The organism is Bordetella petrii (assembly GCF_017356245.1).
Taxonomy (GTDB): Bacteria; Pseudomonadota; Gammaproteobacteria; order Burkholderiales; family Burkholderiaceae_B; genus Bordetella_A; species Bordetella_A petrii_D.
In genome coordinates this window covers 2,175,456-2,188,226 of the sequence record NZ_JAFMZZ010000001.1, presented here as the reverse complement: position 1 = coordinate 2,188,226, position 12,771 = coordinate 2,175,456, and the positions used below count along the sequence as shown (strand labels likewise).

The window sequence follows — 12,771 nt, the reverse complement described above, 5'->3', positions numbered from 1 at the left end:
GCGCCGGGCAATGCCCTACTGCACCATGGGCGGGTTGATCATGCGGTCCATCACCGGCTGCAGCATGGGCATGACCACGTCGCGCCCACTGGACACCTGGGTGGCGCCGTGCGCGCCGGACACCCGCGTCACGTCGCGCACCACGCCCTGGGCGCGCGGCGTACTGCCCGCGCGGCCCTGCGCCTGCATCTGGCTGGCCAGCTGGTAGATCTGGCTGCGCGCGTCCTGCCCCAGGCGGGCGCGGTCCATCAGCTGCTGCGCCTGCACGGCGTTGCCCTCGACCACCAGCAGCAGGGCCATATTGGCCAGCACCTTGGTGTTGGACGGATCGAGTTCGGCCGCCTTGCCCAGCGGCACGCGCGCGCCGGCGCTGTCGCCGGCGCGCAGGCGCGCGTAGCCCAGGTCGCCCAGCATCTGCGCATCGGTGGGGGCCAGCTTGACGGCGTGCTCCAGGTCTTGCGCGGCCTGGGCGTAATCGCCGCGCGCCCCGGCCAGCAGGCCCAGGCCGTGCCAGCCTTGCGCGGCCTGGGCGCCGCCCAGCAGCTTCCGGTAGGCCGCCTCGCTCTGCTCTTGCTGGCCCGTGCGCCGCAGCGCGTCGGCCTGCAGCGCCTCTAATTGGTCGCTGTTGCCAAAGCGCTGGCGATAGGCGTCGATATAGGCCAGCGACGCGAAATACCGCCCCTGGGCCTGGTTTTCACGGATCAGGGCCAACATCAGCTGCGGCTCGGTAGGCTGCTTGCCGGCATCCGGATCGTCTTCGGACTGCCGCATCAAGGCCTGCTCCTGCTGCTGTTGCTGGATCAGCTCCCAGGCCGATTCCATCTTGTTGCTCTGGCAACCGGCCAGCAGCACGGTGCACAGCACCGCGCCCAGCCGTCCATGGGGTCGCGACACGCGCTTCATCACATTCCTCCCGCAATGCGCGACAGCCCGCGCAGCACCGACAAGATGCCCATGCCGCCCGTCACGATCAGCAGCGCGGGCAGCAGGGTCACGATCATCACCCCGGTCATCTTGACCGTCAGGCGGCCGATTTTTTCCTTGAGCTCGAAGCGGCGCTTGTCGCGGATGCGCTGCGCGAACCGGTTCAGGGGTTCCTGCACGGCGCCGCCATGGCGGTCCACCTGCACCAGCAGCCGGCAGATCGCGGCCAGGTCATCGTTGTCGAAGCCCTGCGACAGCCGCGCCAGCGACTGCTCGCGCGTGCGGCCGCGGGCATACACCGCGGTGGCGGCGCCCAGCTCATGGCCCAATACCGGCAGCACCGCCTTGAAATCGTTGACGATCACGCTCAGGCTCTGGTCCACCGACAGGCCCACGCCCTGCAGCAGGCGCAGCAAGTCCACCAGCAGGGGCAATTCTTTCTCGGCTTGCTTCTTGCGCGCCTTGACGCGCCGGGCCAGCAGCCATTTGGGCAGCATGTAGCCCACGGCAAAGCCGATGAACAAGGTAAACACCATGACCATCAGCGAACCCGGCCCGGACCACGCGCGGCGCAGCAGCACGGCCCCCACGGGCAGCGCCAGCGCCAGCCCGAAGCGCAGCGCCACGTAGCGGGCGCGTGCGCCCGCTACGTTGGCATAGCCGGCCAGCTCGATCAGCTTGTTGTCTTCGTCGGGCAGCAGCGATTCCGCCAGGCGGCCTTCGCTCAGGCGCCTGCCCAGGGCGTCGGTACCCTGCGCCAGCGCCGCCAGGCGGCCGGCCGGCTCCGGCTCGCCAGCCGGCCTCGCGGCGCGCGCCGGGTCGCGCCCGGCCAGCGCCTGCTCGACCACGCGCATGCTGCGCGCCTGTCCGCGCAGGCGCCAGGCCATGCCCAGGCCGGCCACCAGCAGCGCCAGGCCCACCAGCAATACCGCCGCGGCCAGCAGGCCTGAAGAAGTGGGAGCGGTCAGAATGTCCATGGCGCCGCCGTCATATGGATTTGGTCATGCGATACAGCCAGTACGAACCCGCGACCTGCAACCCCAGGGCGGCCATCAGCATCTTGAAACCCAGCGCGTCGTCCCACATGTCCATGAACATCGCGTTGTTGGTCAGCATGATGTAGCAGGCGATGCCCAGCGGCATCAGCGCCAGCACCCAGGCCGACAGGCGGATCTCGGCCGACGCGGCCACCAGTTCGCCGCGCGCCTGCGCCACGTCGCGCATGAAGGCGGCAATGCGCTCCAGCACCACATCGCTGCGCCCGCCATACTTCTGGGCCACGCGCACCACGGCGGCCAGCAGGCGCAGTTCTTCGAATCCGTACTGGCGCGCCACGTTGGCCAGGGCGGCATCCAGCTCTTGGGTCGAACGGCTCAGGTGCGCGGCTTTCTCGACCACTTCGCGCAGGGGCTCGTTCGTATTGGCCGCCGCGGCCTGGAAAGCCGCCGCCATGCTGTTGCCGATGGTGATCAGGCGCACCATGGTGTCCAGCATTTCGGGCAACTGGTCGAACATGCGCCCCCGGCGCCGGTCGGCGCGCAGCCAGATGTAGAAATACACGGCCACCAGCAGCATGACCGCCGCCACGATGGCCGACACCAGCCCGCCGAACACGGCCGCCAGCAGGACGCCCGCGCACAGGACGGCGGCAATGGCGGTGTACAGCCCGGCGGTCTGCCGCAGGCCGGCGCAGCGCAGCAGGATATCCCAGTGCTCGATGCCGCTGCGCAGCGCCGTGCTGGGCGCCTCGGCGCCGTCGTCGGCCTGCACGCCCGGCTGGCCCTGGCTGAGCTGGCGCTCCAGGAACACCGACGTGGCCTGGCGGCGCTGCCCCTGCCCGGCGCGATGCCATAGCAGCGCGGCCCCCAGAACCAGGGCCAGCGCCGCGGCCGCCAGTACCCATGCGGCGGCCATCAGCGCCTCCGGCCCCAGAAGCCGCCGCCGGACGAATCTTCCTGCGCGGCGACGCTGGCGCGCATTTCATCGCGCAGCTTGGCCAGCTTGGGTGTATGCGGATGCACGCCCAGCCAGTTCCAGGTGTCTTTTTCCTCGCCGTCCGGCGTTACGAACAACTCGTGGCGATACAGTTCCTGGGTGGCGATGACGGTATCGCCCATGCCGGTGACTTCGGTAATCGACAGCACGCGCCGCTTGCCGTTGGGCAGGCGGCCGATCTGCACGATGAAATCCAGCGCGCTGGCGATCTGCCGGCGCAGGCTGTCTTCGCTGCCCTGGAAACCGGCAAAGCCGGCCAGCATCTCGATCCGGTACAAGCATTCGCGCGGCGAGTTGGCGTGAATGGTGGCCATCGAGCCTTCATGGCCGGTGTTCATGGCCTGCAGCATGTCCATGACTTCGGCGCCGCGCACTTCGCCCACCACCACGCGGTCGGGCCGCATGCGCAGGCTGTTGCGGATCAGGTCGCGGATGGTGACCAGGCCGTCGCCGTCGAAGCCGCCCTGGCGCGACTCCAGCCGCACCACGTGCGGGTGGTTCAGCGACAGCTCGGCCGTGTCTTCCACGGTAACCACGCGCTCGTTGGTGGGAATGAAAAACGCCAGCGCGTTCAGCAGCGAAGTCTTGCCCGAGCTGGTGCCGCCCGACACGAGGATATTGCAGCGGTTGGCCACCGCCATGTTCAGCAGCCGGTGGATGTCTTCGTTGAAACTGCCCAGCGTCAGCAGGTCGGCCGGCTTGAGCGGGTCTTTGCGGAACTTGCGGATCGACACCATCGGCCCGTCCACGGCCAGCGGCTCGATCACCACATTCAGCCGGCCGCCGTCGGGCAGGCGCGCATCCACCATGGGGCTGGATTCATCCAGCCGGCGCCCGATCGGCGCCAGAATGCGCCGCACGATGCGCAGCACATGCTGGTTGTCGGAAAACCCCAGCGATTCGCGCGTCAGCACGCCGCCGCGCGACACGAACACATTGTCGTAGCCGTTGATCAGGATGTCTTCCACCGCGGGATCGGCCAGCAGGTCTTCCAGCGGGCCCAGGCCGGCCAGCTCTTTGGTCAGCGCCGCGGCGATGTGGCGCATTTCGCCTTCGTTGATGGCCACGCGCTTGGTGCGCGCGAAACTGGCCACTTCGATATCGACGAAGTCCTGGATCGCGTCGCGTGCCCAGCGGCCGAATTCGGCGCCCAGTTCTTCGATGCGCGAGAGCAGGTGCTCGTAGGCGGCGCTCTTGACTTCCTGGTAGCGGGCTGATCCGACAAAACTCTTGTCGCTGTCGGGGCCGAATTGGATCGTGGCTGTCATGATCATGTCGGGTCCTGTTCAGTGGGTATGCCGTGGGCCCACTATTCGGCCACCAGCATGCGCCGGTGCACCCCGGGCAGCCAGGTGGCCAGCCAGCTGCCGCGCCCGGCAGCCTGGTGCGTTTCATTGCACAGCTTTTCGGCCAGGGCCTGCACGCCGCGCACGTATACATCGCGCTCGGCATCCTGGTGCAGCAGCCGGCCCTGGTTGGTGCATACCATCAAGGCCAGCGCCCGGTCGGGCAGCGTGCCCACCAGGTCCAGCTGGAACCGGTCGGCGATCTGCTGGGCGGTCATGCCGTAGCGCTCGTCATAGCGGTTGACCACCAGCCCCAGCGAACTGCGCTCGACATGGCGGCGCTCCAGGTCCTGCAGCGTGGCGGACAGGGCCACCAGCGAACTGACGCTCTGGTCGGTGACGAGCCAGGTCGTGTGCGAGGTGCGCGCCAGCGCGGCCACGAAATCCATATTGGAAAACCCGCCCGTGTCGGTGATCATCAGCCCGAAGTGCTGGCGCAGGCGCTCGAACACCAGCAGCGAGTCCGACTGCGACATATGGTTCATCTGGGCCGGATCGCGCGGCAGGGCCATCACGCTCAGGCCGTCGCGCGTATGCGCCATGGCCGAGCCCAGCAGCGTGGCGTCGAGCCGCTGCAGGTTGCGCGCGGCTTCGGCAAAGTCGAAATCGCCGGCCACGTTCACATACAACTGCGCGTCGCCGATGGGCCAGCCCAGGTCCAGCAGAGCCACGCGCGCCGCCAGCGGCAGCGTGGCGTCCGCATCGGCCGGCTTGCGGGCCGCGCCATTCGATTCGGACTGCGCCTGTACGTAGCGGTCTTGCGCGATGCCCGCCAGGTGGGCCGCCAGCGTGCTGGTGCCCACGCCGCCGCGCGCGCCGATCAGCAGCACGTCGCGGCGCGAGCCGCCTTCGGCTCCGCCCAGGCTGGGCATGTCCAGCAGGCGCTGCACGATCTCGCGCACTTCCTGCGGGGCCACCGAAGGGTCGACGAAGTCGGTCACCCCGGCGCGCAGGGCGGCAATGGCGCCCTCGGGCTGGCCCAGCAGGCCCACCGCCACCCGCGGGATGGCGGGCGCCACGCGCGCCAGCGTGCGCGCCAGGTCGGCCGAGCGCAGCAGCTTGCCCGGGTCATTGCCGGCCAGCGTGAAGTCCAGGAAGATGATCTGCGGATCGATATCGGCCAGCCGCCGCCCCAGCTGCTCGACCGACGGCGACTCCTGGGTCAGCACGCCCATGGGGCCCAATGCCTCGACCAGCTGCGCGGCCACGCCGTCGCCCTGCGAGCAGAAAAGAAACCGGATGCCGCTCTGCAGCCCGGGCAACTCTGTGGAATAAGCCTTCATATCCTTCACCGCGAAAAACCCGGCACTTGTTGGCCGCCGGCAGGCCCCATCAGGTAATAGCCCCAGGCATTGGTCATGGACTCGGGCCGCTCCTGCCGTTCGCCGGGCAGTGGCAGGGCCACGCCGCGCGCAATCGGCCGCACCAGCCGCGGCGTCACCACAATGACCAGCTCACGCTCCTCCTGCGAATACTCGATGCCGCGGAAGAACGCGCCGATGATGGGCAGCTCGCCCAGGAACGGCACTTTGTTCACCGACGCCTTGGTCTGGCGCGACACCAGCCCGCTGATGACGAAGCTTTCGCCGTCGCCCAGTTCGATCATGGTGTCGGCCCGGCGCGTGCGCAGCGCCGGGATCAGGGTGGCGGTCTCGCCGTTCAGGATGGGAATGCCGTTGACGTAGTCCAGTTCGCTGGCCTCGGGCGCCACTTTCAGCGCGATGCGGTCGCGCGACAGCACGGTGGGCGTCACCGTCAGCCCGATGCCGAACGGCTTGAACACTACGTTCTGCGTGCCCAGGCCGCCCGATTCGGGGATGGGGATTTCGCCGCCCGCCAGGAAGCTGGCGCTCTGGCCGCTGAGCGCGACCAGCGTGGGTTCGGCCAGCACGCGCGCCATGCCGTTGCTTTGCAGCAGGCGCAGCGTGGCGCCGAAATGGTTCGAGTCGAACAGCAGGCTGAAGCCGTCGCTGAGGATGCCGCGGGTGCCCAATGCGCCGGGAACGGCAAAGCCATCCGGCGAGGTGCGCACGCCGAACCCCCAGCCGCCCGCGCTGCCCGTCATCGACAGGCCCACCTGTTTCATGACCGAGCGCGATATTTCCACGACCTTGACTTCGACCTGCACCACCCCGCCGCTGCCGGCGGTGGCCACGTCGACGACGTTCTTGTCGCCCACCGCGGCGGCGGCCGCCGCCACCGAGCTCTGGTGCGACAGCGCCGAAGACGCATGGCCCGACACCAGCGCATGGGTGCCCGCCACATCCACATTGGCGCCGCCGGACTCGCCGCGGCGCGCCAGTTCCGCCTGCACCGCGCCCACCACGCGCACCGTCCAGGCCATGGGCATACGGCTGTTGCGGGCCCAGACCTGTACCTGGGTGGTGCCGGCCTGCTTGCCGATCAGCATGACCGCGGCCGGCCGGCCGGCCGCCGCGGGCAATATCTTGACGTCGGCCACATCCGGGTCGGCTACCGCGATGCGGGTGGGCGTGCCCTGCAGGGGCAGCAGCTCCTGCCCTTTGACGGGCAGCGAGATTTCCTGGGCGGCGGCGGGCGCCGCGGCCGGCTTCGCCGGCTGGGCCTGGCTTGCAGCGGGCGCGCCGTAGAAGGCGCCGGCCATGGCCAGCGCGGTGCAGATCAGAGAGGCGCGCATACGGGGTTTCATCAGAGTCGACATGGTGGATAGTGGGCCGGTGTGATCTGGCTGGATATTCAATAGCGCACGCGCTGCGCACTGTCGCCGCGCAAGATCTCGATCGAGCGCCCCCCGCCGCCCGACGAGGCGCCGGCGGAACGCTTGACCGGCTGCGGCGCCGGCCCGTCCAGCTGCGCCAGGCTGTCGCCCGCGTAAGCGCGGTTGACGCCGTCGGCCAGCGCGGCGCGCTGTTCGGCGGTAAGGTCTTTGCGGGCCGAGATGACCGGCTGGCGCGGCGCGAACAGCTCGCGGTCGGGCAAGGTTTCGTCGTCCGGGGCGCGCAGGGCCAGTTGCAGGTGGCCGGAACGGCTGGCTAGCAGCAGTTCGTTCACGCGTTCCACGGGCACCGCCAGCAGCGCCGAACGGGCCGGCGGCGCGGCCACCGGGCGCTGCACCGCCGGCTTGTCGGCCTCGACCGGCGGGCCATCGATGGATTGCGCCCCGTACGCCAGCACCCGCACGCGCGACTGCAGCAGACGCACCTGGCTGCCCTGCACTTCCTGCCCCTTCTGCAGCGAGAAGAACACATCCACCAGGTCGCCCGGCATGACGCGATTGCCCGCGCCCACGATTTCATCCACCGGCACGGCCACGGCGCGTTCGCCTTCATGCAGCTGTCTGGCCAGGCCTTGCGCCAGCATCTGGCTGGTAACGGGTTCACCCGCCGCGATGTCCAGCCGCACCACTTCGCCCACCAGCGCTTCCGGCTGGGCATAGCCCTGGCTCAACGCCACCGGCCATTGCTGTACTTCCAGCATGCTTGCATCCAGGCGCGTGCCCGCCTGCAGCGCCTTGGCCGCCAGCACCACCGGGTGGCTGGCCTGCGGCGCCGCCGGCCGGGCCGGCGCGGGCGCCGCGGCCACTGGCGCGGCCGCGGGCGCCGGCGCCGGGCGGCTGGCCAGGTAATAAGCCAGTGCCGCCAGAACAATGCCTGCCGCCAGCAAGACAGCGGCGAGAATCTTACTTACGCCGGTCATAGCGGCTCCTGTGTGATTTGAATGGTGGCGTGGGCGGACAGCGTCTTGGGAATCAAGGTGTCGCCCTCACTGCGGATAACGAGCCCCAGCAGGCCCTGGAACGATTTGAGCAAAGGCCATTGGGCGACGTCGTACTGCAGCACCACGCTCATGCAGCCCACTGCCGTGCCCCCCACCGCTGTCCAGGCGCAGGGAAACGGCGCCGCGCCGCGGTTGCATTGCACCTGGGTGCCGGCGCCGAACACGCTGACCGCGGCATCGCAGGCAACTGCCTGGGCGTCGGGCAGGCCCTCGTAGCGGGCCTGCAAGCCCGCGCGCGCGCCCTCGCCCGCGGCCGCCGACAACTGCTGCTGCGCCCAGAAAATGGCGCCATAGCCGACAATGGCCAGCAGGATCAGCAGCAATACTGTCAGCACCATGGCGAACTCGATGGCCGCCACGCCCCGCTGGCGGCCGGCAAGACGATCGAGGCTGGGAAAGCGTCGCGCCGCCATGTCAGCTTCCTGCGCTGGTGGCCAGATTGCTCAGGCGCACGGAGGCCCGCGCCTGCAGTTGCGCGGGCACCATGGCCTGCCGCAGCAGGGGCAGATTCGGGATCAGCGGATGTTCTCGGTAAGGGAAGCTGACAATGACTTCGATCTGGTCATCGGCCAGGGCCGTGCCGCTGCATGTGGCGCCGCCGGTGGCGCTCAAGGCGCCGCCGACGCCGCACACCGCCACGGCCAGCGGCGCGCCGGAAACCGTGGTGAGCCAGTCGGCCTGCTGCAGCGCGGTGCTGCGCGCGGCCTCGGCGCGCAACTGCATATGGCCGGCGCCGGGCTGCCACTGCAGCGCCCTGCGCGCGCCATCCTGCGCCGCCAGAATCAGCGACTGCTGGGCGGTGAAGATCATGCCGTACATCATGATGCCGTACAGCACCAGGAAGAACGCTATGAAGACCATCGCGAACTCAAGAGCATATACGCCACGCTGAGCGCGCCTATGGCCAGATAGCCGGCATACGGCACCTGGCGCAGGCGATGGGGCGGCACCCACCAGCGCGCCGCGAGCAGGTACAGCGCCGCATGCGCGCCCGCCAGCAGGCTGCCCGCCGCCAATACCAGCATCAGGTTCAGGGGCCCGAAAGCGAAACCATAGGTGGCGATGACCTTGATGTCGCCCGCTCCCATCACGCGATGCCGCCACAGCGGCACGAACGGCAGCGCCAGCAGGAAGCCCGCCAGGGCCATGCCCCACCCCGGCCACGGCGGCGCGTACTGCCATCCCAGGCCCGACGCGGCCGCGATCGCCCACAGCAGCTGCAGGCAGAGCGCGCCGGCGATCAGCACATTGGGAATCCGCCGGTGCCGCCAATCGGCGTGCACCAGCGCCAGACTCCACAGGATGAACAACACCCACCACAACGATTCCCCTAGGGACAACACGCCACCTTTGCGTTCGCTACGCTTGCGCGGTACTCGTATCAGCCCGAGGTCGTTCCTGTTCCCGTTCCCGAAGTGCCTGTCAGGCCATCCAGTTTGGTGGCGATGGTCTTGAAGAACGTCTCCAACCCTCCGGTCAACGCGCTGATCACCGTCGCCAACCCCGCCACCAGCAACGCGGCCAGAATCGCGTATTCCAGCGTGGTCACGCCTTCTTCGTCATTCCAGAACATCAGAAGTTGCTCTTTCATTTCTCTCTCCCATGCGTGCGCATGTTGATACACCCCGGCTGTCGTCGTGGAACAACCCGGCAAGCAGCCACCCGCCCCGGCACGGCCGGGGTTTGCTATCCGCGCCCCAGTGAACCCACGGGCCCATTGCCCGCCGCGGTCCCTGCGGCGCCAGATCCGATCAGCTGGTCCACGCGCTGCGCCAGCTTCTGGCGGAAACGCAGGGACGAGCGGTGCAATTGCCAGCGCAGCAGCGCCAGCACGGCAATCGACAAGACGAAAACCACATACGGCAGCGAAGCGCCGCCGATCAGCAGGCCCGCGAATTCACGCGGCGTGGTGCATACCATGGCGCCCGCCGCCGCGGCGGTGTAATGCATGCCGCACACGGCCATGGCCATGATGGTGGCGGCCAGCGCGCGCTGCCACGTGGTTTGCACATGGAACGCCAGCCACAGCGCCGCGGTGGCCACCACCACGGCGATCAGCACCGAGGCCACGATCAACGGCAGGCTCCACAGAAACAACGCGGGGATGCGCATCGCGGCGATGCCCACGTAGTGCATGGCGGCAATGCCCAGGCCGGCGATCAAGCCGCCCGCCACGCAGCGCAGCGCCGAAAACCGCGCGCGCGCCACATACCACAGCGCAATGCCCGAACACAGCACCGCCAGCAGGAAGCTCAGGGCCGTCAGCCACACCTCGTAGCCCGCGTCGAAGGGCATGGCCTGCGCCTGTATGCCGATGAAATGCATGCTCCAGATGCCGATGCCGCCCATCGCCACCGCCGCGATCCCCACGAATGGCAGCCAGGGCTGGCCGTCTGCGGCCACCGCCCGGATATGGGCCGCGGCGGTCAGCGCCACATAAGCGCCATAGCCGGCGATCAGAAACGAAAGGATCACCAGTCCAGAGGCAAATGACAGCGGAACAATTTCACCGGGGGTCATAAATCCGTCCGTTGCGAGCTACGCCTGTCCCTGCTTGCCTGTTTTTTGATGAAACACGTCAGCAAGTTTCATTTGGAGACTCCAGAAACTAGCTGCGACAAAACAAATTGCATAAGGTCGAAGATAGTCTCAACTATTAACAGACAAATAGCATTAGGGTTATTACGTAATTTATGTTTATATTTCCGACTATCCTAGCTTATCCGGACAATAAGTCCAGATAATGATGAAAAACGTTAATAAAATGCAGCATATACGTTACATATAGGCAAAATTTGCTCAGAGAAACTATATAGAGAAGTGATTTTTGTATATTTTTATTACTTAGTTGCTGGCAAAACTTTTGCAGTATGGCAACATGCAGAAGACTTAATAACTATTCTGTTTCACTTCGCGTGCCAGCCCGCATCGTGGCGAGGCCGCCACATTTTGTTGATTGCGGCCCATGACAGCTTCCCTGCGTACCGGCGTTCTTGTTTCTTCTGCGCTGCTGGCCTTGCTGGCCAGCGCGGCCAGCCGCGCCGACGGTCCGCTGCGCGGCAACCCGGTGGATGCCCTGCCGCGCGTGCAGACCCCGGCCAACACCGGCGCGCCGCGGCCGCAGCCGGCCCTGCAGGCGCCCACGCCGGAACAGCAGGCGGTGCAGGCGCGCCTGGCGCAGCGCATCGTGCCGCGCAACTTCGATGTGTCGGGAGTCAGAACCCTGCCGTTCGACGAGGTGTCGGCCATTCTGACCCCGCTGGCCGGCAAGGAAACCACGGTGGGCGCGCTGGTGGCCGAGGTGAACAAGATCACCGCGCTGTACCGCGACCGCGGCTATCCGCTGTCGTTCGCGCTGCTGCAGAACCAGTCGTTCGCCAATGGCCTGGTGGCGGTGACGGTGGTCGAGGGGTACATCTCGAACGTGCAGATCGATGGCGACATCGGCAACGCGCGCGACCGCCTCGAAAGCCTGGCCGCCCCCCTGCTGGAAGAAAAACCGCTGACGCAGCCCACGCTGGAACGGGTGCTGAACCTGATGCGCACCGTGCCGGGCGTGCGGTTCCAGCCCAAGCTGGACTTGCCGCGCCGCGCCGACGGCGCCACCGAACTGGTGCTGGCCGCCACCCGGCGTCCGGTAACGGCCGATGGCGGCATCGCCGACCTCGGCACAGGCATGCAGCCGCTGGTGAACGTGGCCGGCAACAGCCTCACGCCGCTGGGCGAGCAGGTGAAGCTGACCAGCAGCATTCCGCTCAACAGCGACGATGTCCGCTATGTCGCGGCCCGGATTACCGTCCCGCTGGGCGCCGACGGCCTGGCCCTGCACGTCGACGCCCACCACTACCAGTCGTGGCCGCAGGACGACGCGGTCGAGCGCCTGGGCTATGACCGCGAAGTCACCAACAACCGGGTCGGCGTCGGCCTGAGCTATCCGCTGCTGCTGAACAACCGGCGCTCGCTGGTCGCCACCGCCGGCGTGTACGCGGTCAATGCCAAAGACCGCTACGAAGCGCGCAACAGCGACCGCTGGCTGCAGCAGGACGTGGACGTGCGCGCGGCCACGGCCGAACTGCGCTACCGCGATGTGCTGCCCAGCCGCTCGACCGAAGTCGGCCTGGGCGTGTCGCAGGGCTTCAACGCGGCCGGCGCCGACAAGACGGTCGACACCAACTACGGCTACACCGGCGTGCCCGATGTCAGCCTGAACTTCACCCGCTACAACCTCGACGTGAAGCAGACCTTCACCCTGCCCGCCCAGTTCGGGCTGGTGCTGAACGCCGCGGGCCAGTACACCGACGACATTCTGCCCAGTTCGGAACAGGTGTCGTACGGCAGCTGGCGCTACGGCATGGGCTACCCGCAGGGTGAGAAAAGCGGCGACAAGGGGGTGGGCGTGTCGGCCGAGATCAACCGCCGCTTCGGCATCGGCTGGAAGTACCTGACCAGCGTGCAGCCGTACGCCATGGTCGACTACGCGCGCACCTGGTACAACAACCGCACCGTGCAGAACAACAACCCCGGCCATCTGTCTTCGGTGGGCCTGGGCATGCGCTTCACCGACGACAAGTACTACCTGTTCGACGTGAACGTGGCCAAGCCGGTGGGTTCGCGCACCGTCGACGACGGCGACCGCGACCTGCGTTTCAACGCCAACTACTCGCTGTTCTACGACGCGTTCTGAACGCGCGGCGCGGCCGCCCGCGGCGGCCGCGCCGCCCGCAACGTTACGTAACATCGCCCGGAACGT

At 67.9% G+C, this 12,771-nt stretch carries 13 protein-coding genes; 1 reads left to right on the top strand and 12 read right to left on the bottom strand.

Translation table 11 applies throughout. From position 1 onward, the window contains the following. Window positions 1-15: 15 nt before the first annotated feature. The 12 genes from J2P76_RS10620 to J2P76_RS10570 all read right to left on the bottom strand — a co-directional run bounded on the left by J2P76_RS10620 (window position 16) and on the right by J2P76_RS10570 (window position 10,541). Window positions 16-903 carry a tetratricopeptide repeat protein gene (locus J2P76_RS10620; RefSeq protein ID WP_207407079.1) on the bottom strand — a complete coding sequence of 296 codons (888 nt, stop codon included), beginning with the start codon at window positions 901-903 and terminating at the stop codon, window positions 16-18. Further along, window positions 903-1,901 (bottom strand): type II secretion system F family protein, encoded by a 999-nt coding sequence (locus tag J2P76_RS10615; RefSeq protein ID WP_207407075.1) that lies wholly within the window; start codon window positions 1,899-1,901, stop codon window positions 903-905. The genes J2P76_RS10620 and J2P76_RS10615 overlap by 1 nt, the downstream gene beginning before the upstream one ends. Before the next feature lie 10 nt (window positions 1,902-1,911). Continuing rightward, window positions 1,912-2,838, bottom strand: coding sequence for a type II secretion system F family protein (locus J2P76_RS10610; protein WP_207407073.1), 927 nt, complete (start codon window positions 2,836-2,838; stop codon window positions 1,912-1,914). Then, window positions 2,838-4,193, bottom strand: coding sequence for a CpaF family protein (locus J2P76_RS10605; protein ID WP_207407066.1), 1,356 nt, complete (start codon window positions 4,191-4,193; stop codon window positions 2,838-2,840). Before J2P76_RS10605 ends, J2P76_RS10610 begins: the two co-directional genes overlap by 1 nt. Before the next feature lie 35 nt (window positions 4,194-4,228). Further along, window positions 4,229-5,557, bottom strand: coding sequence for a pilus assembly protein CpaE (locus tag J2P76_RS10600; protein WP_431603390.1), 1,329 nt, complete (start codon window positions 5,555-5,557; stop codon window positions 4,229-4,231). After that, window positions 5,554-6,921: a type II and III secretion system protein family protein gene (locus tag J2P76_RS10595; RefSeq protein WP_242697342.1), complete on the bottom strand. Its 1,368-nt coding sequence runs from the start codon at window positions 6,919-6,921 to the stop codon at window positions 5,554-5,556. Before J2P76_RS10595 ends, J2P76_RS10600 begins: the two co-directional genes overlap by 4 nt. A gap of 59 nt (window positions 6,922-6,980) precedes the next feature. Next, a complete protein-coding gene (gene cpaB, locus J2P76_RS10590) occupies window positions 6,981-7,940 on the bottom strand; it encodes a Flp pilus assembly protein CpaB (protein WP_207407061.1) in 960 nt (319 codons plus the stop codon). After that, window positions 7,937-8,434 carry a TadE/TadG family type IV pilus assembly protein gene (locus tag J2P76_RS10585; RefSeq protein WP_207407059.1) on the bottom strand — a complete coding sequence of 166 codons (498 nt, stop codon included), beginning with the start codon at window positions 8,432-8,434 and terminating at the stop codon, window positions 7,937-7,939. Before J2P76_RS10585 ends, cpaB begins: the two co-directional genes overlap by 4 nt. Window position 8,435: 1 nt before the next feature. Beyond that, complete coding sequence (locus tag J2P76_RS23640; RefSeq protein WP_242697341.1) at window positions 8,436-8,882, bottom strand: TadE family protein; 447 nt, start codon at window positions 8,880-8,882, stop codon at window positions 8,436-8,438. After that, window positions 8,870-9,364, bottom strand: coding sequence for an A24 family peptidase (locus J2P76_RS23635; RefSeq protein ID WP_347565302.1), 495 nt, complete (start codon window positions 9,362-9,364; stop codon window positions 8,870-8,872). Before J2P76_RS23635 ends, J2P76_RS23640 begins: the two co-directional genes overlap by 13 nt. A gap of 38 nt (window positions 9,365-9,402) precedes the next feature. Continuing rightward, on the bottom strand, window positions 9,403-9,612 hold the full coding sequence (locus J2P76_RS10575) for a Flp family type IVb pilin (RefSeq protein WP_207407055.1): 210 nt from the start codon (window positions 9,610-9,612) through the stop codon (window positions 9,403-9,405). Window positions 9,613-9,707: 95 nt separating this feature from the next. Then, on the bottom strand, window positions 9,708-10,541 hold the full coding sequence (locus J2P76_RS10570) for an MHYT domain-containing protein (RefSeq protein WP_207407053.1): 834 nt from the start codon (window positions 10,539-10,541) through the stop codon (window positions 9,708-9,710). 445 nt (window positions 10,542-10,986) lie between these two features. On the opposite strand from J2P76_RS10570, the gene J2P76_RS10565 reads away from it, so the two are divergent. After that, the gene (locus tag J2P76_RS10565) at window positions 10,987-12,705 is read left to right on the top strand and encodes a ShlB/FhaC/HecB family hemolysin secretion/activation protein (RefSeq protein WP_207407052.1); all 1,719 of its coding nucleotides are present in this window, start codon (window positions 10,987-10,989) and stop codon (window positions 12,703-12,705) included. Window positions 12,706-12,771 lie beyond the last annotated feature (66 nt).

Bases quoted from the DNA above. Each gene is read 5' to 3' on its own strand.
- J2P76_RS10620 (WP_207407079.1), bottom strand. From the start codon at position 903: ATGAAGCGCGTGTCGCGACCCCATGGACGGCTGGGCGCGGTGCTGTGC.
- J2P76_RS10615 (WP_207407075.1), bottom strand. From the start codon at position 1,901: ATGGACATTCTGACCGCTCCCACTTCTTCAGGCCTGCTGGCCGCGGCG.
- J2P76_RS10610 (WP_207407073.1), bottom strand. From the start codon at position 2,838: ATGGCCGCCGCATGGGTACTGGCGGCCGCGGCGCTGGCCCTGGTTCTG.
- J2P76_RS10605 (WP_207407066.1), bottom strand. From the start codon at position 4,193: ATGATCATGACAGCCACGATCCAATTCGGCCCCGACAGCGACAAGAGT.
- J2P76_RS10595 (WP_242697342.1), bottom strand. From the start codon at position 6,921: ATGCGCGCCTCTCTGATCTGCACCGCGCTGGCCATGGCCGGCGCCTTC.
- cpaB (WP_207407061.1), bottom strand. From the start codon at position 7,940: ATGACCGGCGTAAGTAAGATTCTCGCCGCTGTCTTGCTGGCGGCAGGC.
- J2P76_RS10585 (WP_207407059.1), bottom strand. From the start codon at position 8,434: ATGGCGGCGCGACGCTTTCCCAGCCTCGATCGTCTTGCCGGCCGCCAG.
- J2P76_RS23640 (WP_242697341.1), bottom strand. From the start codon at position 8,882: ATGGTCTTCATAGCGTTCTTCCTGGTGCTGTACGGCATCATGATGTAC.
- J2P76_RS10575 (WP_207407055.1), bottom strand. From the start codon at position 9,612: ATGAAAGAGCAACTTCTGATGTTCTGGAATGACGAAGAAGGCGTGACC.
- J2P76_RS10570 (WP_207407053.1), bottom strand. From the start codon at position 10,541: ATGACCCCCGGTGAAATTGTTCCGCTGTCATTTGCCTCTGGACTGGTG.
- J2P76_RS10565 (WP_207407052.1), top strand. From the start codon at position 10,987: ATGACAGCTTCCCTGCGTACCGGCGTTCTTGTTTCTTCTGCGCTGCTG.